This window comes from Streptomyces sp. NPDC053367 (assembly GCF_044545925.1).
Lineage (GTDB): Bacteria > Actinomycetota > Actinomycetes > Streptomycetales > Streptomycetaceae > Streptomyces.
Window position 1 is genome coordinate 1 of the sequence record NZ_JBITYN010000019.1, and the last position, 24,342, is coordinate 24,342.

The following is a 24,342-nucleotide window of genomic DNA, read 5'->3' on the forward strand; positions in this document are numbered from 1 at the left end:
GGTGGTGGGTGCGTGGTGGAGGGGGGTGGCGTAGCCGTTGTGGAAGGTGCCGGTGTAGATGTGGGTGTCGGTGCCGTTGAGGGTGTGGGGGTTGACGCCGGCGCGTTCGATGGCTTCCCAGGTGGTTTCGAGCAGGAGGCGTTGTTGGGGGTCCATGGCGGCGGCTTCGCGGGGGCTGATGTGGAAGAAGGCGGCGTCGAAGTGGGGGGCGTCGTGGAGGAATCCGCCGTGGGTGGTGGCGGTGGTGAGGTGGGTGAGGTCCCAGCCGCGGTCGGTGGGGAAGGGGGTGATGGCGTCGCGTTCTTCGATGAGGAGTTGCCAGAGTTCCTCGGGTGAGGTGACGCCGCCGGGGAAGCGGCAGCCGATCCCGATCACCGCCACCGGCTCATGGGGATCGACCGGCTCCGCACGCAGCACGGCCGTCCCGGCCGGCACCGCCGCGCCTTCGTCGAGGAACCGGCTCACCGCGTCGGGTGTCGGGTGGTCGAACACCAGCGAGGCCGGCAGCTCCCGCCCCGTCGCCTGCGCGAGCAGGTCCCGGAACTCCACCGCCGCCAGCGAGTCGAAGCCCAGCTCCTTGAACGTCCGCGTGCCGTCCACCTCGTCCGCGCCCGCCATCCCGAGCACCTCCGCGGCGACACCCCGCACGACGCCGCCGGTCCGCCGGGCAGCGGCGGACCCGGACCCCACGGCCGCCTCCGGGGACCGGCCGGCACCCGCGAGTGCCGCGCCGCCTGCTGACTCCGCCGCGTCGTCCCGGGGCTCTGCGGCACTGTGCCCGCGCCCCGTCACGACGCCCTCGGGTTCCGCCGCGGCGCCGCTGAGCCGCGGGTCGTGGTGCTCGCGATCCGCTGCCTGGTCCTCGCGATCCGCTGCCTGGTCCTCGCGATCCGCCGCGCCGTCCCGGAGCCCGGCATCCCCGGGCCCCGCCGCCTCCGCCGAAGCCCCCGTGTCCGGGAGCCAGTGGCGCCGCCGCTGGAAGGCGTACGTCGGCAGTGCCGCGACCCCCGCTCCGGCGTACACCCGCTCCCAGTCGACAGCGGCCCCCCGCACATGCGCCGCGCCCACCGCCTGGAGCAGCGTCCCCGCCTCGGGCCGGCCGCGGCGCAGGCCCGCCAGGAAGGTGCCGGCCGGCCCGTCGGCGGCGAGGCACTCGCGGGCCATGGCGGTGAGGACCGCGTCCGGGCCCAGCTCGATGTAGGTCGTCACGCCGGAGTCCGCCAGGGTGCGGATGCCGTCGTGGAAGCGGACGGGCTGCCGGGCGTGCCGCACCCAGTAGCCGGCCGTGCCGATCTCCTCCGTGGCGAAGCCACCGGTGAGGTTGGAGACGACGGGCAGCGCGGCGGGCGCGTACGACAGCCCCGCCGCGAAGGCGCCGAACGCGTCCAGCATCGGGTCGATGCGAGGCGAGTGGAAGGCGTGCCCGACCGGCAGCCGGCGTACCCGGCGGCCCTGGCCGCGCCAGAACTCCAGTTCGCGCAGGACGGCGTCCTCGTCGCCCGAGATCACCGTCGCGCGAGGCCCGTTCACCGCGGCGACGGACGCCGTACGACCGTCCAGGCGGCCCTCGGCCTCGGACCGGGTCGCCTCGACGGCGGCCATCGCGCCGCCCTCCGGCAGCGCCTGCATGAGCCGGCCCCGCTCGACGGCCAGGGCGCAGGCGTCCCGCGCCGACAGCACACCCGCGGCATGGGCCGCGGCGAGCTCGCCGATGGAGTGGCCGGCCACCGCGTCCGGGGCGAGGCCCCAGTGCGTCAACTGCCGGAACAGCGCCACCTCCAGGGCGAACAGCGCGGGCTGCGCCCACTCCGTGCGCTCCAGCAGCGCGGCGGTGCCGCTGCCCGGCTCGGCGAACACCACGTCCCGCAGAGGCCGGCCGAGCAGGGGGTCGAGCAGTCCGCACAGCTCGTCGAAGGCATCGGTGAACCTGCCGCCGCAGGCGTACAGTTCGCGGCCCATCCCGGCGTACTGGCTGCCCTGCCCGGAGAACAGGAAGGCGACCCCGCCCGTGCCCGCCGTCCCGGTGGTGCAGTGGGCCGCGGGGCGTCCGGCGGCGACCGCCTCCAGCCCGGCCAGGAGCCGGGGGCGGTCCGTGCCCACGACGACGGCCCGGTGCGCGAAGGCCGTGCGGGTGGTGGCGAGCGCGCGGCCGACGGCGGCCGGATCGGGCGCGGGCTCCCCCTCCGCGAACTCCCGCAGCCGCCGGGCCTGTTCGCGCAGTGCGGCGTCGGTGCGGCCGGAGACGACCCAGGCGATGGCGTCACCGCGCCCGTTCGGCACAGCGTCCGGCACGGGCGCGGGAGTCGATGCCGTACGCGGCGCCTCACCGAGCAGCACGTGGCAGTTGGTGCCGCCCATGCCGAAGGAGCTGACCCCGGCCAGCAGGGGGCGGTCGGGCGCGGGCCACGGCGTGAGCTCGCGCACCACGCGCAGGTTCAGCTGCCCGAGCGGGATGCCGGGGTGCGGGGCCGTGAAGTTGAGGCTCGGCGGCAGCATGCGGTGGCGCAGCGCCAGCAGGGTCTTCAGCAGCCCGACGATGCCGGCCGCGCCCTCCAGATGGCCGACGTTGGTCTTGGCGGAGCCGACCAGCAGCGGCGAGTCCGAGGGGCGTACGGCACCGAGCGCGGCGCCCAGGGCGCGGGCCTCCACCGGGTCACCGACGCGCGTGCCGGTGCCGTGCAGTTCGACGTACTGCACCTCGGCGGGGTCGGCGCCGGCCCGGCGGCAGGCCGTGCGCACGGCCTCCTCCTGCCCGGCCGCGCCGGGGACGGTCAGTCCCTCGGTGGCGCCGTCGTTGGTGAGGGCGCTGCCCAGGATCACCCCGAGCACCCGGTCGCCGTCGGTCAGCGCCGAGGCCAGCGGCTTGAGCAGGACCGCGCCGCCGCCCTCACCGCGTGCGTACCCGGCGGCGCGGGAGTCGAAGGTGTGGCAGCGGCCGTCGGGGGAGAGTCCGCCGAACGCGGCCGCGCGGGCCGTGCCCTCGGGGCTCAGGATCAGGTTGACCCCGCCCACGAGCGCCTGTTCGCACTCCCCGCGCAGCAGGCTCTGACAGGCCAGGTGCACGGCGGCCAGCGCGGACGACTGGCCGGTGTCGACGGTGAGGCTGGGCCCGCGCAGACCGAGCACGTAGCTGACCCGGTTGGCGAGGAGCGCGCGCCCGGTGCCGGTCAGCGAGTGCCGGGTGAGCGCCCCCGGGCCCCGCCGCAGCCGCAGCGCGAAGTAGTCGTCCGCCATGGCACCGACGAACACGCCCGTGCGGGTCTCGCGCAGCGCGGCCGGCACCACACCGGCGTCCTCCAGCGCCTCCCAGGCGAGTTCCAGCATCAGCCGCTGCTGCGGGTCCATGTCCCGCGCCTCGCGCGGCGATATGCCGAAGAATTCCGCGTCGAATTCGTCGACCGCATCGAGGTATCCGGCCCTGGAATTCGTCACCGTGTATTCCGGGAATTCCCGTGCGAACAGTGCGCGGCGGCTCTCGGGCATTTCGCGCAGGGCGTCGGTGCCGGTGGCGAGGAGCGTCCAGAAGGCGGTCGGGTCCGGCGCGCCGGGAAGGCGGCACGACAGGCCGGTCACGGCGATCGGCTCGGCGGTCTCCGCAGGGCGCGGTGCCGTTTCCTCCGCTGTGTTCCGCTGCATTCGGTACGCCCCCTGGGAGATTCTCGAAAAGTGCGAGGGAAAAGGTTCGAGGCACAGTTGCGAAGTGCGAGGCACGGTTACGGTGAAATGCGAGGCAAGTTACGGTCGAACACTGTCGCACGGTCGTTGAGCAGGGCACATCTCTGAGATTGCTCACTGAATTCTCGAACGCCCGCGCGCAGTATGGAGCGCGGAATCGGCACACGAACCTTGGAGGGCACGTGAGGGTGAGCGACGACGGACACATCGGCGGACACGCTGTGGTCATCGGGGGCTCGATCGCGGGCCTGCTGGCCGCCAGGGTGCTGTCCGAGCGCTTCGGACGGGTCACCGTCCTCGACCGTGACGAGCTGCCCCAGGCCCCGGTCACCCGTCGCGCCGTGCCGCACGGCGGCCACGCGCACGCCCTGCTCATCCGCGGCAAGGACCAGCTGGAGGAGCTGTTCCCGGGGCTCGGCCGTGAACTCGTCGCGGGCGGCGCGGTGCCGTTCGACCCGGGCGACGACCTGCTCTTCCACCAGATGGGCGCCCTGCGCACCCGGTTCCGCAGCGGCATGCAGGGCATCAGCCTGACCCGCGCCTGTCTGGAACTCGCCGTCCGGCGGCGGGTGTCCGCGCTGCCCGGCGTGGAGATCCGGGACCGTACGAACGTACGCGCGCTGGCCGGCACGGCCCGCCGGGTCACGGGCGTCGAGCTCGACGACGGCACGGCCATCGACGCGGACCTGGTGGTGAACGCCTCCGGCCGCGGCGGCGCCGGCGCGGACGCCTGGCTGGAGAAGCTCGGCTGCGCCACCCCGGACGCCGAGGTGGTGAAGATCGACGTCGGCTACACCACCCGGATCTTCCACCGCGCGCCGGGGGAGACCCTGACCAGCGACGGCGGGCTGCTGCACCTGATGGCGGCCGTGCCCCCGCACGACAAGCGGGCCGCCGCCGTGTTCGCCGTCGAGGGCGACCGGTGGATGGTCACGCTCGGCGGCTGGCACCGCGCCCACGCCCCCGTCGACCCGGCCGGGTTCGAGGACTTCGCCGCCGCGCTGCCCTGCCGGATCGCCGCGGACGTCATCCGCCGCGCCGAACCCGTCGACACCGGCGACGCCCGCAGGTTCACCTATCCCGCCGCCCGGCGACGCTACTTCGAGAAGCTGCGCGACGTCCCGCACGGGTTCGTCGCGCTCGGCGACGCGATCTGCAGCTTCAACCCGCTGTACGGGCAGGGCATGACGGTCGCCACCCTGGAGGCGGTGGAGCTCGGCAGGGCCCTGGACCGCGTGGGCGAGGCGAGCCCCGCGATGGCCCGCCGCTACTACCGGGCCGCCGGGAAGATCATCGAGACGCCCTGGCAGATGGCCACGGGCGGCGACTTCATGTACCCCGAGACCGCGGGCCCCAAGCCGTTCGCCGCGGACCTGCTCAACGCCTACGTCAAACGCGCCTTCCTGGCCAGCCACGTCTCCGTGCCGGTGCACCGCGTGCTGATGAACATGCAGCACCTGCTGTCGCCGCCGGCGGCCATCATGCGCCCCGACATCCTGGTCCGCTCGCTGCTCGCGGCGGGCCGCTCCCCGGCCCTGCGCGGCGAACCCGCCGGGCGGGAACACCGTACGGGAGTACCGGCCAGGCGGTGACGCGGCCGCACGCCGCAGGGGCGGGGCTCATGGGCCCCGCCCCTCGCACGCGTTCACGCTTCCGGCGCGTACATGCCTCCCGCGCCTGTGTGCCTCCCGGCCTCGACACCCCCCGCGCCCCGACGCCTCCTGTGCCTCGACGCCTCCCGCGCGTGCGTGCCTCCCGGCCTCGACACCCCCGGCGCCCCGACGCCTCCTGTGCCTCGATGTCTGCCGCGCTCGGACGCTCCCGGTGCGTTCACGCCGTCTGTGCGATCGCCGTCAGCACCAGACCGTCGCGTACGAGCCACCGGCCGGTGAACTCCGAGAGGCGGCGGCCGCCGACGCGGGCCCCCGGCACCAGCAGCCGGGCGTGGAAGGTGCCGTGGGCGACGTCCGGGGTCAGGACCGCGTCCTTGAAGTCCAGCCAGCGCTCCGTCAGCGGGTACCACGCCTTGTAGACGGCCTCCTTGGCGCTGAACAGCAGCCTGTCCCAGTGGACTTCGGTGTGCCGCTCCGACAGTTCGGCGATCCAGCGCCGCTCCTCGGCGTGCGCGATCGTGGCGAGCAGCCCCGGCGGCAGCGGCCCGTTGGGCTCGGCGTCCAGGCCGATCGTCAGCACGTCCCGGCTGCGGGCCACCGCCGACGCGCGGTAGCCGGAGCAGTGGGTCATGCTGCCGACCACTCCGTCCGGCCACACGGGCGCACCCCGCGACCCCGGCAGCAGCGGCGCCGGCGGCACCCCGAGCCGGGACAGCGCGGTGCGCGCGCAGCTGCGTACGGTCGTGAACTCCCGGCGGCGCACCGGCACCGCGCGCAGCAGCAGGGCGCGCTCCTCGGGATACAGCACGTGCTGCGGGGCGTCGTCGCGTGTGTCGACGGCGACCACCGGCGCCGGGAACATCTCCTCGATCACACGACGCCCCTTTCGCCCGTCCGACGGATTTCGCGCTGCTCCGCCATATTCACACGCCGGTTCCTCCCGGCGCACGCTCCGCGGCCGCTCGAAGTGAACTGCGCAATTTGAGTGAGCAATCGAGGAGAGGATGCGGGACGGCCCGCGCCGCCAGAATCGACGCTGATGCCATGGAAGACCGTGTCAGCACAAGAGTTGACGCATGGGTTTCTCTCGAAGGGAACAACGACGATGTGCGACGAGCCGATCACAGTGGTACGACGGCTTTACGACGGATTCGAGCGCGCGGACATCGAGGCGATCGTGGGCGCGTTCGACCCGTCCGTGGAGATCTTCGCCCCCGAGACGCTGCCCTGGTCGAACGGGAACTACACCGGCAAGGACGGCGCGCTCGAATACTTCCGGGGTGCGCTCTCCGTACTGGACGGCAACCGTTTCGACGTGCAGGAGTTCCACACCGACGGCGGCTGGGTCGCCGCGGTCGGCAAGTGGTCGGCGACGGTGCGTGCCACGGGTGACGCCTTCGACGTGCGGTTCGTGCACTTCTGGACCGTCCGCGACGGCAAGATTGTGAAGGCCGAGGGGATCTCCGACACCGCGGGCATCGTGCGCGCGTTCACCGAGCGTCCCGCCGTCACCGCGGGGGCCTGAGCATGGCGACCGTCGGCCGGATCAGCACCGGGGTCACCGACGACCCGGTCGCCTCGCGGCGCGGCCTCGCGCTGGCGGTGATCGCCTCGTGCCAGCTGATGGTGGTCCTCGACTCCACCATCGTGAACATCGCCAACCCGCACATCCAGACCGCGCTGGGCTTCAGCACCTCCGGTCTGTCCTGGGTGGTCAACGCCTACACGCTGACCTTCGGCGGGCTGCTGCTGCTCGGCGGCCGCTGCGGCGACATCCTCGGACGCAGGCGCGTGTTCATCGCCGGCACGGTGCTGTTCACCGTGGCGTCCCTGCTGTGCGGCCTCGCCCAGGAGCAGTGGCACCTGCTGGCCGCGCGGGCGCTGCAGGGCATCGGCGGAGCCGTCGCGGCTCCCGCGTCGCTGGCGCTGATCACCACCACGTTCCCCGAAGGCCCCGAGCGCACCCGGGCGTTCAGCATCTACGCCGCCGTCTCCGGCGGTGGCGGCGCGGTCGGCCTGCTGGCCGGCGGCGTGCTGACGCAGTGGCTCGACTGGCGCTGGGTGTTCTTCGTCAACCTCCCGCTCGGCGCCCTGATCGCCGGTCTGTCGCTGTACTGCATCAAGGAGTCCGAGCCGCGCCCCGGCCGCTTCGACGTGCCGGGCGCGCTGACCTCCACACTGGGCATGGCGTCCCTGGTGTACGGCTTCATCCGGGCGTCCGAGCACGGCTGGCGGGACACCTGGACGCTGGGCGCGTTCACGGCGGCGGTGGTGCTGCTCGCCTCGTTCGTCGTGGTCGAGCGGCGCACGGCCGAACCGATCACCCCGCTGTCGCTGTTCGCGGACCGCAACCGCTCGGGCAGCTACGTCATCATGCTCGCACTGGGCGCGACCCTGCTCGGCCTGGTGTTCTTCCTGGTGCTGTACGTGCAGAACGTCCTCGGGTACAGCGCCATCAAGACGGGCCTCGGTTTCCTGCCCGTGACCGTGGCCATCGTGATCGGGGCCGGCGCGGCGCAGACCCTGCTGCCCAAGGCGGGCCCCAAGCCGTTCCTCATCGCGGGGACGGCCGTGACCACCGTGTCGATGGTGTGGTTCTCGCAGATCGGCCCCGACAGCGGCTACGCGAGCGCGGTCCTCGGCCCCATGGTGCTGTTCGGCCTCGGGCTCGGCATGACCTTCGTGACCCTCACCCTGACCGCGGTCTCCGGCATCGGCGAGGAGCAGGCGGGCGCCGCGTCCGGGCTGCTCAACGCCACCCAGCAGGTCGGCGGCGCCCTCGGTCTGTCCATCCTGGTCACCGTCTACGGCACGGCGGTGCGCGACGAGGCCGAGCAGCAGGCCGGCGCCTTCCTGGCGAGCGCGAGTCCGCAGCAGAAGGCCGCCTTCGCCGAGTCCGGACAACTGCCGTCGCCCTGGGGCGAGACGGTGCTCACGCACGGCGCCACGAGCGCGTTCATGTCCGCGGCCGGCTTCATCCTGGTCGCGCTGCTCGCCGCGCTGTTCGTGGTCAAGGTCCGCAAGGCGGACCTGGAACGGCTCAGCGGCACCGGGCCGGGCATGCTCTGACCCCGCCCACCCCGCCCACCCCGCGACAGGGACCCGCCGGACCGCACCACGTCCGGCGGGTCCCCCGCGAGGTCCGGCCAGGCGCGCGGGTCTCCGGCAGCGGCAACCGCATCCCAGCGGGTCCCTCACGAGGTCCGGCGAGGCAGCCGCGGCACGAGGTCCGGCGAGGCAGCCGCGGCACGAGGTCCGGCGAGGCAGCCGCGGCACGAGGTCCGGCGAGGCAGCCGCGGCACGAGGGCCGGCGAGGCAGCCGCGTCCCCAGCCGCCCGAAAATGCCAGGAGCCCGCCCTCGTCCGCAGGTCATCATGGCTGCTCCGCACCATCAACCGGGGGGCTCCCGTGACCGTCACCAACATCCTGCTGTCCGGCGTCGTCGGCTCCACCGCCTACGGCCTCGCCCACGAGGGTTCCGACGTGGACCGGCTCGGCCTGTTCGCCGCGCCGACCGAGGAACTGCACGGCCTGCGCGGCCCGAAGGAGTCGCACGTCACCACGGCCCCCGACCGCACCCTGCACGAGGCCGCCAAGTGGTGCCGCCTCGCGCTGGGCGGCAACCCGACCGTCATGGAACTCGTCTGGCTGCCGGACGAGCTGTACGAGGTGCGCACCCCGCTCGGTGACGAGCTGATCGGCATCCGCGCGTCCTTCCTCAGCGCCCGCCGCGTCCGCGACGCCTACCTCGGCTACGCCACCCAGCAGTTCCGCAAGCTGCTCAGCCGGGGCGACGGCTCCTTCTCGGCCGACACCCGCAAGCGGACCGCCAAACACGCCCGCCACCTCAAGCGGCTGTGCGAGCAGGGTTACGAGCTCTACCGCACGGGCGAGCTGGCCATCCGCGTCGAGGACCCGGAGGCATACCACCGCTTCGGCGAGCGGGTCGCCGCCGACCCCGAGGCCGCCACACCGCTGCTGAGCCACTACGAGACGGCCTTCGCGAAGACGCCGAGCACGCTGCCCGAGCACCCCGACGACGCCGCGGCCGACGCCTGGCTGCGGCGCGTGCGCCGGCACTTCTACGCGCCCGGCCCGGGCACCGTATGAGATCCGGGGCGTGAAAAACCACGTGCCGCCGCCGGGCCCGGTTCCCTACGATCACCACACCACCGCGCGCCGCCGGACCACCGGCGGCCCGCCACCATGTCGAGCGAGGGGAGCCGCGCCGTGCGTGACCGCACCGCTGTCGTCGCTCCCCGCTCCCGCTCCGAGGTGATCCTGGTGTCCTCGTCCGCCCGGTGCCCGCTGCGCGGCCGGCACCGGACGCCGTGACGAGGAACACGCTTGCCTGCAAGGACTTCTGACTGATCGTCATGGCAAATCGCGCCGCCCTTCTCCGGAACACCCCGAAAGGCAACGGCCGTGAACGCCCACGTCACCGACCCCCTCGCCGCCGTCCGCAACCTGGGCATCCTCGCCCATGTCGACGCCGGCAAGACCACCGTCACCGAACGGATCCTGTACGCCACCGGCACGACCCACAAGCGCGGCGAGGTCCACGACGGCACCACCGTGACCGACTTCGACCCGCAGGAGCGCGACCGGGGCATCACCATCTTCGCCGCGGCCGTCAGCTGCGCCTGGGAGGGACACCGGCTCAACCTGATCGACACCCCTGGCCATGTCGACTTCGCCGACGAGGTGGAGCGCTCGCTGCGCGTCCTGGACGGCGCGGTCGCCGTGTTCGACGCGGTGGCGGGCGTCGAGCCGCAGAGCGAGTCGGTGTGGCGCCAGGCCGAACGGCACGGTGTGCCGAGGATCGCCTTCGTCAACAAGCTGGACCGCGCGGGCGCCGACCTCGACCGTGCCGTCGCCTCCATCCGGGAGCGGCTGCACCCGGTGCCGCTGGTCGTGCAGCTGCCCGTCGGCAGCGAACAGGACTTCACCGGTGTCGTGGACCTGGTCGCGATGCGCGCGCTGCTCTGGTCGGACGGCGCCGAGAAGGCCACCGAGGGCCCGGTGCCGCACGCCCTGCACGAGGAGGCCGTACGGCGCCGGCGGCAGCTGGAGGAAGCCGTGGCGGAGCGCCACCCGGCCGCGCTGGAGGAGTTCTGCGACCGGGAGACCCTGTCCGCGGCGACCCTGCGGGCGGCGTTGCGGGACCTGACCCGCAGCGGTGACGGCGTCGTGGTGCTGTGCGGCTCGGCCTACCGCAACCGCGGGATCGAGCCGCTGCTTGACGCCGTGGTGGCCTATCTGCCCTCCCCGCTGGACGTGCCGCCGGTGCGCGGCGAGCACGAGGGCACCGAGCGGCAGCGGGCCGCCGACCCGGGGGCACCGCTCGCGGCACTGGCGTTCAAGGTGCAGGCCACGGCGACCGGGCGGCTGACGTTCCTCCGGCTGTACTCGGGCACGATCGAGAAGGGAGACGCCGTGTGGGACGCGAGCGCGCGGCGCACCGAGCGCATCGGCCGCATCCTGCGCGTGCGGGCCGACCGGCACGCCCCGCTGGAGCGTGCGGTGGCCGGTGACATCGTGGCCGTCGTCGGGCTGAAGTCGGCCCGCGCCGGCACGACCCTGTGCGCGCCGGACGACCCGATCGTCCTGGAACCGCCCGGCGTCGCCGATCCGGTGGTCTCGGTGGCCGTAGAGGCGCGCACCGCCAAGGACACCGGCCGGCTCGCGGCCGCGCTGGCCCGGCTCGCCGAGGAGGACCCGTCCCTGCGGGTGCGCACCGACGCGGAGACCGGCCAGACGGTGCTGTCGGGCATGGGGGAGCTGCATCTGGAGGTCGCGGTGGAGAAGATGCGCCGCGAGCTGGATCTGGAGGTCAACGTGGGCCGCCCGAAGGTGAGTTACCGCGAGACGGTGCTGCGCGGGGTGTCCGGTGTGGTGTTCCGGCACGTCAAACAGGACGGCGGCGCGGGCCAGTTCGCCCATGTCGTGCTGGACGTGGAGCCCCTGCCGGGCCCCGGCTTCGAGTTCCGCTCGGCCGTCGTCGGCGGCCGGGTCCCGCCGGAGTACGTCCGCGCCGTGGAGGCCGGCTGCCGGGACGCCCTCGCCGCGGGCCCCCTCGGCGGGCACCAGGTGACCGGGCTGCGGGTCACCCTCACCGACGGGGCGACCCATGTGAAGGACTCCTCGGAGCAGGCCTTCCGCACGGCCGGCCGCCTGGGTCTGCGCGAGGCCCTGCGCGGCTGCGCCATGGTGCTGCTGGAACCGGTCGCCGAGGTCACCGTCAGCGTCCCCGAGGACGCCGTCGGCCCGGTCCTCGGCGACCTCACGGCCCGCCGCGGCCGGGTCACCGACTCGGTCACCCGGGCCGGCTCGGCGCTCGTCACGGCCACGGTGCCGTTGGCCGAGCTCTTCGGCTACAGCACGCGGCTGCGCAGCCGCACCCAGGGCCGCGGCACCTTCACCGCGCGCCCCACCGGGTACGCCCAGGCACCGGAGGCGGCCGCGGCCCGGTGACCGCACCGGCGGCGCACCGACCGCACCGGCGGCGCACCGACCGCACCGGCGGCGCACCGACCGCACCGGCGGCGCGCCGACCGCACCGGCGGCGCGCCGACCGCACCGGCGGCCCCGCCCCGCACCGGCGGCGCGCCGACCGCACCGGCGGCCCCGCCCCGCACCGGCGGCCCCGCCCCGCACGGGTGGGGCCGCCGTGGCGTACGGGGTCGGCCTGGCGTTTACAACACCCCACCCCCCGAATATAGTTCGTACTACGAACTGAATGACGGGGGTACACACCATGTCCGCACACAAGTCGTCCAGGCCCCTCTTCGGCACCGGCGGCCTCACCGGAGTCCACGAGGCCGACGCGACGCTCCGCCAGGCCGAGCAGGCCGACCGGCAGGGGCTGGACCTGTTCACCGTCTCCGACCACCCCTACTTCGGCGGGCGTCTCGACGGCTACTCCATCCTCGGAGTCGCCCTCGGCCGCACCCGGCGGATCTCCGGGCTGGTCGGCGTCAGCAACCTGCCCACCCGGCCCGCGCCGATGCTCGCGCGGCAGATCACCTCGCTGTCCGCGCTCACCGGGGGCCGGCTGGTGCTCGGGATGGGCGCGGGCGGGCTGTGGGACGACATCGAGAAGATGGGTGCGCCCCGCCTCGGCGCGGGAGCGGCCGTACGGGCCATGGAGGAGGCGATCACCCTGATCCGCGCCCTGTGCGGCGGCGGTGAACGGGTCACCTTCGAGGGCGAGTTCTACCAGGTGCACGACCTCGACCCGGCGCCCGTGCCCGCCCCGCCGGTGTGGACCGGTTCGGTCGGCCCCAAGTCGCTGGCGGTCGCCGGCCGTGTCGCCGACGGCTGGCTGCCCGGCTACGCCGCCGACTGGCTGAGCGACCGCTACCGTGAGTCCCGCCCGCTGATCGACGAGGCAGCGGCCTCCGTCGGCCGCGACCCCTCCGACATCGTCACCGTCTACAACCTCCCCGGCCTCATCACCGACCGTCCCCTCGACTCCCCGCGCGACAAGGACGGCCGCTGGGTGGGCGGCTCGGCCGGCCAGTGGATCGAGGAACTGACCGGCGCGGTCCTGGAACACGGCGCCGCCGGCTTCGTCCACTTCCGTGTGGACGGCGACCCCACCCCGTACGACGTCACCCTCGGCCGCTGGGCCGAGGAGATCGCCCCGGCGGTGCGGGAGGCGGTCGCGGCCGAGCGCGGCTGAGGTCCGGAGCGGGCGCCGCCGCACCAGGCCCCCCGGCGGCCCCTGCCGAGCGACCGCACCTGTTCCAGATAGTGAGCGGCGGGCGGTGCGGGCCGGCCGGGGGCCTTCGACTGTCCGAACGAGCGCGTCAAGAGATACGGCGGGACTTCGCCGATCCTGCCGAACCTCTTGACGCGCCTTCTTCCGGAGGTTTAACTCACGTCCTAAATTAAGCCCTGATGGCACCTCGGGAGCCCGAACCATGCGCAACCTCAGAGCCGCGGCGGCATGCGCCGTCACCCTTTCGCTCGCCCTCGCCACCGCGGCCTGCGGGGGCGGGTCGTCCACCGGCGGCGGATCCGACGACTCGCCGAAGACGCTCACCTACTGGGCGTCCAACCAGGGCGCCAGCGTGGAGGTCGACAAGAAGGTCCTCCAGCCGGAGCTCGACAAGTTCGAGAAGCAGACCGGCATCAAGGTGAAGCTGGAGGTCGTGCCCTGGTCCGACCTGCTCAACCGGATCCTCACCGCGACCACCTCCGGCCAGGGCCCCGACGTGCTGAACATCGGCAACACCTGGTCCGCCTCCCTCCAGGCCACCGGCGCCCTGCTGCCCTGGGACGAGAAGAACTTCGGCAAGATCGGCGGCCGGGACCGCTTCGTGGAGTCCGCGCTCGGCTCCACCGGCGCCACCGGGCAGGACCCGGCCGCGGTCCCGCTGTACTCGATGGCGTACGCCCTCTACTACAACAAGAAGATCCTCGCCGACGCGGGCGTCGCCGGGCCCCCCGCCACCTGGGCGGAGCTGGTCGAGGCCGGCAAGAAGATAGCGGCCGACGGCAAGCAGGTCCTCGGCGCCGAGGGCGCGAACCCCACCGAGAACGTCCACCACGTCTTCGTCTTCGCCAAGCAGCACGGCGCCGACTTCTTCACCGCCGACGGCAAGCCCGACTTCACCAACGACGGTGCGGTCGCGGCCGTCAAGCAGTACGTCGACCTCATGGCGAAGGACAAGGCCATCCCGGTCGGCAACGCCGAGTACGCGCAGAACCAGTCGGTCAGCGACTTCGCCAAGGGCAGGACCGCCATGCTGCTGTGGCAGTCGGCGTCCGCCAACCTCAAGTCGCAGGGCATGAGCGAGGACGCCTACGGCATCGCCCCCGTGCCCGTGCAGTCCGGCACTCCCGGCACCGGCGCCCAGGTCAACTCGATGGTCGCCGGCATCAACCTCGCGGTGTTCAAGAACACCGACAACCTCTCCGGCGCCACCGAGTTCGTGAAGTTCATGACCAGCGACGCCGAGCAGAAGATCCTCAACGAGGCCTACAGCTCCATCCCGCCGGTCAAGGCCGCCCAGCAGGACCCCGTCTTCAACACCCCCGCGAACGCCGTGCTGAAGGACACCCTCGCCAAGAGCGCGGCCGCGCTGCCTCAGGTCGCCGACGAGTCGCAGTTCGAGACCGCGGTCGGCACCGCGGTGAAGGAACTCTTCGCGGACGTGGCCGCCGGCCGCCCGGTGACCGAGGCGTCGGTGAAGTCGGCGCTGGAGAAGGCCCAGCAGCAGATGCCGGTGAAGTGAGCCAGATGACGACCACCACCCCCGAGGCGGTACAGCGCCCGGTGGCGAAGGCGGACCCCGGTGCGGCGCGCGGCCCCCGCCGCCGCACCGGGCGCAGCCACCGCGCCTGGCTGCCGTACCTGCTGCTCCTGCCCGCTCTCGTCCTCGAACTCCTGGTCCATCTGGTGCCGATGGTGATGGGCATCGTGATGAGCTTCAAGGAGCTCACCCAGTTCACCCTCCGGGACTGGGGCGCGGCCCCCTGGAACGCCCTCGACAACTACGAGATGTCGGTGGACTTCGACGCCCCCGTCGGTGAGGCGCTGCTCCACTCCTTCCTCGTCACCTGCGGCTTCACCCTGCTGTCGGTCGGCCTGTGCTGGCTGATCGGCACCGCGGCGGCGGTGTTCATGCAGGACACCTTCAAAGGCCGCGGCCTGCTGCGCGCGCTGTTCCTGGTGCCGTACGCCCTGCCGGTCTACACGGCCGTCATCACCTGGGTGTTCATGTTCCAGCACGACAACGGCCTGGTGAACCACGTCCTGCACGACCAGCTCGGCCTCACCGACCAGCCGTCCTTCTGGCTCATCGGCGACAACAGCTTCTGGGCGCTGCTCGTGGTCTCCGTCTGGAAGGGCTGGCCGTTCGCCTTCCTCATCGTGATGGCCGGCCTGCAGAACATCCCGCGCGAGCTGTACGAGGCGGCCGCGCTGGACGGCGCGGGGGTCTGGCAGCAGATCCGCCGGATCACCCTGCCCTCGCTGCGGCCGGTCAACCAGGTGCTGGTGCTGGTGCTGTTCCTGTGGACGTTCAACGACTTCAACACGCCGTACGTGATGTTCGGCAAGGCCGCCCCCGAGGCCGCCGACCTGATCTCGGTCCACATCTACCAGGCGTCCTTCGTCACCTGGAACTTCGGCACCGGCTCGGCGATGAGCGTCCTGCTGCTGCTCTTCCTGCTGGTCGTGACGGGCGTCTACCTCGCCCTCACCTCACGCAACCGGAGGCCGTCCCGTGCCTAGGTCCCCGATGGCGGTCCCGCGTTCCTTCCTGTGGACGCGCCGCGTCTTCCTGACCCTGCTCACCGGTTTCGTGCTCGTGCCGGTGTACGTGATGGTCTCCAGCTCGCTCAAGCCGCTCGCGGACGTCACCGGAGAGTTCCGCTGGTTCCCCAGCGGCCTGACGATCCGGCCGTACATCGACATCTGGTCGACGGTGCCGCTCGCGAAGTACTTCGTGAACTCGCTGATCGTGGCCGGTGCGGCGACCGTCTGCTCGGTGGTGATCGCCGTCTTCGCCGCCTACGCCGTCAGCCGCTACACCTTCCGCGGCAAGCGGGTGTTCACGGTGACCGTGCTGTCGACGCAGATGTTCCCCGGCATCCTCTTCCTGCTGCCGCTGTTCCTGATCTACGTCAACATCGGCAACGCCACCGGCATCGCCCTGTTCGGCTCGCGCGGCGGGCTGATCCTCACCTATCTCACCTTCTCGCTGCCGTTCTCGATCTGGATGCTCATCGGGTACTTCGACTCCGTGCCGCGCGATCTCGACGAGGCCGCGCTGGTCGACGGCTGCGGACCGCTGGGCGCGCTGTTCCGGGTGGTCGTGCCGGCGGCCGTGCCGGGGATCATCGCGGTGGCCGTCTACGCGTTCATGACCGCCTGGGGCGAGGTGCTGTTCGCGTCGGTGATGACCAACGACACCACCCGCACGCTCGCGGTCGGCCTGCAGGGCTACTCCACGCTCAACGACGTGTACTGGAACCAGATCATGGCCGCCTCGCTCGTGGTCAGCGTCCCGGTCGTCGCCGGGTTCCTCCTCCTCCAGCGCTATCTCGTCGCCGGACTGACGGCAGGGGCCGTCAAGTGACCGTCTCCGAAAGGACTTCCGTGACCATCGACCTCGCCGCACTCCCCGACGACTTCCTGTGGGGCACGGCCACGTCGGCCTACCAGATCGAGGGTGCCGTGGCCGAGGACGGCCGGTCCCCGTCGATCTGGGACACCTTCTCGCACACCCCCGGCCGCGTCGACAACGACGACCACGGCGACGTCGCCTGCGACCACTACCACCGCTGGCGCGAGGACATCGCCCTGATGCGGCGACTCGGCACCAACGCCTACCGCCTGTCGGTCGCCTGGCCGCGGGTCGTCCCCGGCGGCGACGGCCCGGTCAACCCCAAGGGCCTCGACTTCTACGACCAGTTGATCGACGGTCTCCTGGAGGCGGGCATCACCCCGTCCGTCACCCTCTACCACTGGGACCTGCCCCAGGTGCTCCAGGACCGCGGCGGCTGGCCCGAGCGCGACACCGCCGAGCACTTCGCCGCGTACGCCGAGACGGTCGCGGCACGCCTCGGCGACCGGGTCACCCACTGGGCGACCCTCAACGAGCCGCTCTGCTCGGCCTGGATCGGCCACCTGGAGGGCCTGATGGCCCCCGGCCTGACCGACCTGACGGCCGCGGTCCGCGCCTCCTACCACCTGCTGCTCGGCCACGGCCTGGCGAGCAGGGCGATCCGGGCGGTGGCGCCCGGCGCGCAGATCGGCATCGTCAACAACCTCTCCACCATCCACCCCGCCTCCGACCGTCCCGAGGACATCGCCGCGGCCCGCCGGATGGACGGCCACACCAACCGCTGGTGGCTCGACCCGGTCCACGGCCGCGGCTTCCCCGCCGACATGCGCGAGGTGTACGGCGTCGAACTCCCCGAGAAGCCGGGCGACTCGGCGGCCATCGCCGCCCCGCTGGACTGGCTGGGCCTGAACTACTACTTCCCGCAGACCATCGCCGACGACCCCACCGGACCCGCCCCCTACGCCCGCGCGGTGCGCCGCCCAGGGGTCCCGCGCACCGGCATGGACTGGGAGGTCGACGCGTCCGGCATCGAGACGCTGCTGCTGCGGCTGACCGAGGAGTACGGCGCCCGCCGCATCTACGTCACGGAGAACGGCTCCGCCTACCCCGACGTCGTACGCCCCGACGGCACGATCGACGACCCGGGGCGCCGGGACTACCTGGAGCAGCACCTCGCCGCCTGCGCCTCCGCCGCACGCAAGGGCGCCCCGCTCGCGGGGTACTTCGCCTGGTCGCTGCTGGACAACTTCGAGTGGGCGTACGGCTACGACAAGCGCTTCGGCCTCGTCCACGTCGACTACCGCACCCAGGCGCGCACCATCAAGGGCACCGGCCACCGGTACGCGGAGATCATCCGCAGCCACCGGGACCGGGTGCCGAAGGCCGCCTGAGCGGACAGACCCCGCTGTGGGCGCGGACCGGGACCCGCGCCCACAGCGGCTCCATCGCACCATCCCCCTGAATGTCAGGTACACGCCAATTTCCCCTCCTCACGCAGGGAGAGCCGCATGTCCAAGCGCACGCCCCGCACCCTCCTGACCGCCCTGGCCGCCCTCACCCTCCTCGCCGGGGTCCCCGCCCTCACCAGCACACCCGCCGGCGCGGCACCCGCCGCCGAGGCGGCCGCCTGGGACACCGACCTCGCGGCCGCCGCGTACGCCGCGAACCCCGCCGCCGTCACCGCCTCCGGCAGCGAGAACGGCGGCACCGCACCCGGCCTCGCCTTCGACGGCAACGCCGGCACCCGCTGGTCCAGCAACTTCGCCGACGACGCCTGGATCCGCGTCGACCTCGGACAGCGCCTGCGCATCGACCGCGTCGCCCTGGACTGGGAGGCCGCCTACGGCAAGCGCTACGTCCTGGAGGTCTCCGACAACGGCACCGACTGGCGCACCTTCCACACCGAGACCGCCGGCACGGGCGGCTCGGTCACCTTCCACACGTACCCCAAGGAAGTGACGGGCCGTCACCTGCGGCTGCGCGGACTGGAGCGCGGCACCGCCTGGGGCTACTCCCTGTACTCCTTCAAGGTGTACGGAGGCGCCCCGGCCCCCGCGTCCACCACCCGCACCAACCTCGCCCTGCACCACCCCGCGTACGCCAACTTCTACCAGCACGCGGGCACGTCACCGGCCTTCATCACCGACGGCGGCCGCCCCGCCGACCTGCGCGGCGACCTCAGCCGCTGGTCGAGCGACTGGAACACCGACCGCTGGGTGTCCGTCGACCTCGGCGCCCCCTCGGTGATCGACACGGTCGAGCTGTACTGGGAGGCGGCCTACGCCGTCGACTACGAACTCCAGGTCTCCGACGACAACCGCACCTGGCGCACGGTCTACCGCCCCTCCGCCACCGAGGTGGCCGCCCGCCGCGCCGATGTGAAGGCACCCGGGGACGCGGCCGGCCGCCGGGACACCGTACGCCTGCCGCAGCCCGCCACCGGCCGCTACGTCCGCATGCTCGGCAAGGAACGCCGCTCCTTCTACAACCCCGCCCCGTACACCGCCCAGTTCGGCTACTCGCTCTACGAGTTCGAGGTCTGGGGCACGGGCGGCAGCGCCGCGGCCGCCTACCCGGCGTTGCCGGGCGAGCAGCAGGGCACGTACCGCACCACCTTCTTCGACGACTTCACCGGCACCTCCCTCGACCGCTCCAAGTGGCGCGTGGTGCGCACCGGCACCGAGATGGGCCCGGTCAACGGCGAGTCACAGGCCTACGTCGACTCGCCCGACAACATCCGCACCGAGAACGGCAACCTCGTCCTGCGCGCCAAGTACTGCAAGGGCTGCACCCGGGCGGGCGGCGGCACCTACGACTTCACCTCCGGCCGCATCGACACCAACACCAGGTTCGACTTCACCTACGGCAGGGTCAGCGCCCGGATGAAGCTCCCCGTCGGCGACGGCTTCTGGCCCGCCTTCTGGATGCTGGGCAGCAACGTCGACAACCCGTCGGTGTCCTGGCCGGCCTCCGGCGAGACCGACATCATGGAGGCCATCGGCTACGCCGACTGGACCAGCACCGCCCTGCACGGCCCCGGCTACTCCGCCGACGGCAACATCGGCGCCCGCCAGACCTTCCCGGGCGGCGGCCGCGTCGACCAGTGGCACACCTACGCCGTCGAGTGGACCCCGACCGCGCTGCGCTTCTACGTCGACGACCGGCTGGTCCAGCAGACCACCCGGGACACCCTGGAGGCGACCCGCGGCCAGTGGGTCTACGACCACGACCAGTACGTCATCCTCAACCTCGCCCTCGGCGGCGCCTACCCGGCCGGCTGGAACAAGGTCACCACCCCCTACTGGGGCCTGCCCCAGTCCAGCGTCGACCGGATCGCGGCCGGGGGAGTGCAGGCGGAGGTGGACTGGGTGCGGGTGGAGCAGAAGGGCTGACGCGCTCCCGGCAAGGCCGTCAGCCTCCCCGGTGGACGTCGCTCACGGCCCGCCGCCAGTGCGCGGCCAGCGCGTCCGGCGGCGGCACCGGCCGGTCCAGATGGAACAGCACCCGCCCGTAGAGGGGATGCGGCCGGGCCCCGCCGTGCGCGCTGACCAGCGCCGACAGCGGGGCCCGACCCTCCGGGGTGGGGCGGTCGGCCTCCACAAGAACGGCGAGCCGGTCCTCCGGATGCACGGTGTCCAGCGGCAGCCCGGTCAGCCGGGACAGCTCGCCCCAGGTGGTGGTACGTCCCTCCCGCGCGGCTCTGCGCAGGGCGACCCGCACGGTGGCCGCGTGGGCGCGGATCGTGTCCAGCGTCAGCCGCCCGGCGAGCTGCTCCTCGTGCCGGCGCCAGCGCGCCAGGCACCGCAGCTCCTCCGCGGCCAGCTCCGTCCCGACCTCCATCGCCAGCCGCCCGGCCTCGCGGAGCAGGCCGCGCAGCACGTCGGGGTGCAGATCGTCGCCCTCGGCGTCCAGCCGCGCGGTGAGCGAGGACAGCCGCTCCCAGGCCGCGTACAGTTCGTCGGCGGCCCGGTCCAGCACCCAGTCGCCCAACTCCCGCACCCGCTCGCTGTCCCGCGGCTCCCGCACCACCGGCTCCAGCTCCGCCACCGCCCGCACGACGGACTCCACGTCCCCGGCCAGCCTGGCCTCCTCCGCCACGTCGAACAGCGCGTCGAGACCGCCCCGTCGCTCCTCGGCGACGGGGTCCCGCCGCCGCGGCACCCTCGCCGGGACGTCCGGCCGCAGCGCCTTCGCCTCCACCGTCCACGTCCCGTCGGCGGCCGGTGCCACCGTCGCGTCCACCGGCAGATGGGCGGCCGTGGCATCGAGGGGCGCGGCCCCGGGGGAGAGCGCGAGGCGGGCGGGGACGCGCAGGACGACGTCGTAGAGATACGGCGTGGAGGTGGGCCGCGCCTCGGTGACGAGGGTGCCCGGCGGAAGGGGCAGCGAGGGCACCGGCGCGGGCAGGGGGATCGATGCGGGTGCGGGTGCGGGTGCGGGTGCCGGCGTGGACGGGGACGGGGAAGGGGAAGGGGGCGTCGACGGGAACGTGGGCCGTGGCTCGCCTCCGGTGGCGGCCGACGCGGTGCCCTCCGTGCGCGGCCCGCGCTCGACGGGCCCGGCCGGCGGACGCACGGCCTCCGCCCGGTCCCGCGGCACGATCCCTGCCCGCGTCCGCACCAGCCCCGGCGTCAGGACGCCGTCCGAGGTGAGGACGCACCGCGACAGCGGCACCCACTCCACCGGCCCCTGCGCGAACTGCGTGCCGATCTCCACCTCGCGGGTCGCCCCCGCCGAGCGGCACTGGACGCGCAGGGCGTAACCCCGGCGCGCTATCTGCCAGTTGGCGACCAGGCTGTCGGGGCCGAAGAACCAGTCGACGCCGGTGTGCCGCTCCCGCAGAGCCGTGTCGGCCTCCTCCCACTCCCGCTTGGAGCGCCGGGCGAGCTGGACGCGCACGAGACGCTCGCCCAGGTCGTACGCCACGTCGACGACCTCGCGCACCTGGTGCCCGCGCGGCCGGTACGACGGCTGCACCCCGCGCCGCCCGTGCCGCTTCAGCCACTCCACCAGGGCCCGCCCGATGTAGAGGTGGTCGGCGCTGCTCTCGTCGCCGTCGGAGCGCAGGCAGTCGGCCGCGGCGGTGACATGGGCGAAGTGGCACTTGCGGTCGCGGTACTGCTTGGGCGTCAGCCTGCGGCCGCAGCCGCCGAGGAGCGTGCCGCAGTAGAAGGAGCGCTCGGGGTGGCGGCGGATGAACGTCTCGAACGCGTCGGCGTCCATGGGCAGGAACGCCGGCGCGTCCGAGCCCGCGTGCCCGGAGACGGCCGTCTGGACCTTGCGGGTGTCTTCCTCGGTGTACGACGGCATGCGCTGGCTCCGGGCGGGACGATGGATCTTCGCTGGTCACATCGTGACAGAGCCCGGTGCGCACGCCGGAGGCGGAGTCCCCGCGGCCGGAGGGGCCGGTGTCAGCCGGCCACCGGCTCGAGCAGCTCCCGGTCCTCCCGCGCCGCCGGCCGCACCCGCGACCCCCGCCACAGCCACACCACGTCCCGCCCGAACGACCACACCAGCGCGCCCAGCGCGACCAGCACCACCCCGGCCGTCGCCGGGCGCGGCAGCAGGTCCGAGGCGGCCACCAGCAGGAACACGCCCTGCACCGCGGCGACCGTCTTGCGCGCGGCCGACGGGGGCAGCGGCGCGTTCAGCCACGGCCACACGCGGGCCGCGGCGACGAACGCGTAGCGCATACCGCCGATCAGCAGCACCCACGCCCCGAGCGCCATGGACACGTACACGCTCAGCACCAGGATCAGGAAGGCGTCGACCTCCATGTCGAACCGCGCCCCCAGCGGCGTCGACGTGCCGGTGCGCCGGGCGACCTGGCCGTCGACGCCGTCGAGGATCAGCGCCACCGCCGTGAGCCCGACGAACAGCGTGAGCGGCGGCGCACTCCGCACGGAGTCGGCGACCAGCGCCGTCACCGCGCCGACCAGGATCGCCCGCCCGAGCGTGACCCGGTTGGCCGGGCCGAAGGAGTGCGACCGGGTGCGGTGCAGCGCCCGGGAGAGCACAGCCCAGGTGGCGAACGCGAAGACCAGTCCGGTGAGCCAGCCCGCCGGGCCCATGCCGCTCGCCGTGCCGAGCAGGGCCAGCAGCACCAGCTGCACCCCCGCACCGACGGCCGTCTCCTGCTGCACCGGCCTCGGGCTTGTCCGGCGGATCATGCCGGCGGCGCGGGGCGTGGGACGCCCGTCTGCGGCGTTGTCGTCACTCGCCGACGCTCCGCGTCGACTCCCTCCTCCGCCTTGCAGCTGGACGCCCCACGCCCCGCTCATGTGCGTTGACAGGGGCGGCCGCTCATGGCCGGCCTGATCCGCCGGACAAGCCCAAGCGTCGTAAGGGTCGTTCAGGGCCACCGCACATCCTCCGGCCGTGTGACAGAGTCGATCAACGCCGCGTAGTGTGCGCGGCCTGCACATCTCCGTACGGGAACAGCTTCCCGATCGTTCAGGAGGATGCCGATGAACCGCACCGCACGTGCGTTCTGGCTCGCCGCCCCGGGGGACGGCGAGATACGCGAAGTGGCCCTGCCTGACCCGGCCGAGGACGAGGTGCTGGTGCGCGGTCTGTACTCCGGGATCAGCCGCGGCACCGAGACACTGGTGTTCCGCGGCGGGGTGCCGCGCAGTCAGTACGAGGCGATGCGGGCCCCGTTCCAGGAGGGCGACTTCCCCGGCCCGGTGAAGTACGGCTACCTGAGCGTCGGCGTCGTGGAGCAGGGCCCGGCGCGGCTGCTCGGCCGGACCGTGTTCTGCCTCCATCCGCACCAGACGGCCTACGTCGTCCCCGCCTCGGCCGTCACCCCCGTACCGGACGCCGTACCCGCGGAGCGCGCCGTGCTCGCCGGCACCGTCGAGACCGCCGTCAACGCCCTGTGGGACGCCGCCCCGCTGGTCGGCGACCGGATCGCGGTCGTCGGCGGCGGCATGGTCGGCTGCTCGGTCGCCGCGCTCCTCGCCCGCTTCCCCGGCGTCCGGGTGCAGCTCGTCGACACCGACCCGGCCCGCGCGAAGACCGCCGAGGCCCTCGGCGCCGGCTTCGCCGCACCCGAGGACGCCCTCGGCGGCTGCGACCTCGTCGTCCACGCCAGCGCCACCGACCAGGGCCTGGCCCGCGGCCTGGAACTCCTCGCGCCCGAGGGCACACTCCTCGAACTGAGCTGGTACGGCGACCGCAAGGTGAGCCTCCCGCTCGGCGAGGCCTTCCACTCCCGGCGCCTCACGCTGCGCGCCAGCCAGGTCGGCACCGTCTCCCCGGCCCGCGCGAGCCGCAGTTACGCCGAACGGCTCGCCCTCGCCCTCGACCTGCTCGCCGACCCCGCCCTGGACGCCCTGATCACCGGCGAGTGCGCCTTCGACGAACTCCCCGACGTCCTGCCGCGGCTCGCCTCGGGGGAGCTGCCGGCGCTGTGCCACCGGGTGAGGTATCCGTGACACCCCGCCGGCCCGGGAAAGGAGTACGAGGGCACTGAACACGGGAATGCGATGAGCCGTACTACACGGCATCCCCCGGCAAGGACCGCGGGGGACCAGAAGCGCCGCACCTGGAGGGTCGCCCGTTGTTCAGCATCACCGTCCGCGATCACCTCATGATCGCCCACAGCTTCCGCGGCGAGGTCTTCGGCCCGGCGCAGCGCCTGCACGGAGCGACGTTCCTGGTGGACGCCACCTTCCGGCGCGAGCACCTCGACGAGGACAACATCGTCGTCGACATCGGCCTGGCCACCCGCGAACTCGGCGAAGTGGTCGCCGCGTTGAACTACCGCAACCTCGACGACGAACCGGACTTCAAGGGCGTCAACACCTCCACCGAGTTCCTGGCCAAGGTCATCGCCGACCGGCTCGCCGAGCGCGTCCACGCCGGAGCCCTGGGTGAGGGTGCCAAGGGCCTGGCCGGCCTCACGGTCACGCTGCACGAGTCGCACGTCGCCTGGGCGAGCTACGAGCGTGGCCTGTGACCGACACGACCGT

17 protein-coding genes are annotated in these 24,342 nt (G+C 73.2%); 13 read left to right on the forward strand and 4 right to left on the reverse strand.

Annotation, left to right across the window (positions count from 1 at the left end):
* Positions 1-3,636, reverse strand: a 3,636-nt coding sequence (locus ACIGXJ_RS36335; protein ID WP_399654988.1) for a type I polyketide synthase, incomplete at its 3' end; no start/stop codon positions are given.
* A 227-nt stretch (positions 3,637-3,863) separates the two neighbouring features.
* On the opposite strand from ACIGXJ_RS36335, the gene ACIGXJ_RS36340 reads away from it, so the two are divergent.
* Positions 3,864-5,267 carry an FAD-dependent oxidoreductase gene (locus tag ACIGXJ_RS36340; RefSeq protein ID WP_399654991.1) on the forward strand — a complete coding sequence of 468 codons (1,404 nt, stop codon included), beginning with the start codon at positions 3,864-3,866 and terminating at the stop codon, positions 5,265-5,267.
* Between the two features lie 238 nt (positions 5,268-5,505).
* Here ACIGXJ_RS36340 and ACIGXJ_RS36345 read toward each other — a convergent pair whose 3' ends face one another.
* Entirely contained in the window at positions 5,506-6,162 is a 657-nt protein-coding gene (locus ACIGXJ_RS36345) for a 4'-phosphopantetheinyl transferase (protein ID WP_399654993.1), read from the reverse strand.
* Between the two features lie 231 nt (positions 6,163-6,393).
* On the opposite strand from ACIGXJ_RS36345, the gene ACIGXJ_RS36350 reads away from it, so the two are divergent.
* The 10 genes from ACIGXJ_RS36350 (at position 6,394) to ACIGXJ_RS36395 (ending at position 19,758) form a co-directional block, all read left to right on the forward strand.
* A complete protein-coding gene (locus ACIGXJ_RS36350; protein WP_399654995.1) occupies positions 6,394-6,813 on the forward strand; it encodes a nuclear transport factor 2 family protein in 420 nt (139 codons plus the stop codon).
* Positions 6,814-6,815: 2 nt separating this feature from the next.
* Complete coding sequence (locus tag ACIGXJ_RS36355; RefSeq protein WP_399654998.1) at positions 6,816-8,357, forward strand: MFS transporter; 1,542 nt, start codon at positions 6,816-6,818, stop codon at positions 8,355-8,357.
* A 321-nt stretch (positions 8,358-8,678) separates the two neighbouring features.
* Complete coding sequence (locus tag ACIGXJ_RS36360) at positions 8,679-9,398, forward strand: DNA polymerase beta superfamily protein (protein WP_399655082.1); 720 nt, start codon at positions 8,679-8,681, stop codon at positions 9,396-9,398.
* A gap of 315 nt (positions 9,399-9,713) precedes the next feature.
* Positions 9,714-11,762, forward strand: coding sequence for an elongation factor G (gene fusA / locus ACIGXJ_RS36365; RefSeq protein ID WP_399655001.1), 2,049 nt, complete (start codon positions 9,714-9,716; stop codon positions 11,760-11,762).
* A 283-nt stretch (positions 11,763-12,045) separates the two neighbouring features.
* Positions 12,046-12,972: an LLM class flavin-dependent oxidoreductase gene (locus ACIGXJ_RS36370; protein ID WP_399655004.1), complete on the forward strand. Its 927-nt coding sequence runs from the start codon at positions 12,046-12,048 to the stop codon at positions 12,970-12,972.
* A gap of 241 nt (positions 12,973-13,213) precedes the next feature.
* Positions 13,214-14,530, forward strand: coding sequence for an ABC transporter substrate-binding protein (locus ACIGXJ_RS36375; RefSeq protein ID WP_399655006.1), 1,317 nt, complete (start codon positions 13,214-13,216; stop codon positions 14,528-14,530).
* Between the two features lie 5 nt (positions 14,531-14,535).
* Positions 14,536-15,531: a carbohydrate ABC transporter permease gene (locus ACIGXJ_RS36380; RefSeq protein ID WP_399655008.1), complete on the forward strand. Its 996-nt coding sequence runs from the start codon at positions 14,536-14,538 to the stop codon at positions 15,529-15,531.
* 7 nt (positions 15,532-15,538) lie between these two features.
* Positions 15,539-16,378, forward strand: coding sequence for a carbohydrate ABC transporter permease (locus ACIGXJ_RS36385; protein ID WP_399655011.1), 840 nt, complete (start codon positions 15,539-15,541; stop codon positions 16,376-16,378).
* A gap of 20 nt (positions 16,379-16,398) precedes the next feature.
* Positions 16,399-17,757 (forward strand): GH1 family beta-glucosidase, encoded by a 1,359-nt coding sequence (locus ACIGXJ_RS36390; RefSeq protein ID WP_399655014.1) that lies wholly within the window; start codon positions 16,399-16,401, stop codon positions 17,755-17,757.
* 117 nt (positions 17,758-17,874) lie between these two features.
* Entirely contained in the window at positions 17,875-19,758 is a 1,884-nt protein-coding gene (locus ACIGXJ_RS36395) for a discoidin domain-containing protein (protein ID WP_399655016.1), read from the forward strand.
* Positions 19,759-19,777: 19 nt separating this feature from the next.
* Here the strand turns inward: ACIGXJ_RS36395 and ACIGXJ_RS36400 are convergent, their stop codons facing one another.
* Together ACIGXJ_RS36400 and ACIGXJ_RS36405 are read right to left on the reverse strand one after the other, a co-directional pair.
* Positions 19,778-21,676, reverse strand: coding sequence for a hypothetical protein (locus tag ACIGXJ_RS36400; protein ID WP_399655019.1), 1,899 nt, complete (start codon positions 21,674-21,676; stop codon positions 19,778-19,780).
* 101 nt (positions 21,677-21,777) lie between these two features.
* Complete coding sequence (locus ACIGXJ_RS36405) at positions 21,778-22,536, reverse strand: CDP-alcohol phosphatidyltransferase family protein (RefSeq protein ID WP_399655022.1); 759 nt, start codon at positions 22,534-22,536, stop codon at positions 21,778-21,780.
* A 297-nt stretch (positions 22,537-22,833) separates the two neighbouring features.
* On the opposite strand from ACIGXJ_RS36405, the gene ACIGXJ_RS36410 reads away from it, so the two are divergent.
* Positions 22,834-23,805 carry a zinc-binding alcohol dehydrogenase gene (locus tag ACIGXJ_RS36410; protein WP_399655025.1) on the forward strand — a complete coding sequence of 324 codons (972 nt, stop codon included), beginning with the start codon at positions 22,834-22,836 and terminating at the stop codon, positions 23,803-23,805.
* Positions 23,806-23,930: 125 nt separating this feature from the next.
* Entirely contained in the window at positions 23,931-24,329 is a 399-nt protein-coding gene (locus tag ACIGXJ_RS36415) for a 6-pyruvoyl trahydropterin synthase family protein (RefSeq protein WP_399655028.1), read from the forward strand.
* Positions 24,330-24,342 lie beyond the last annotated feature (13 nt).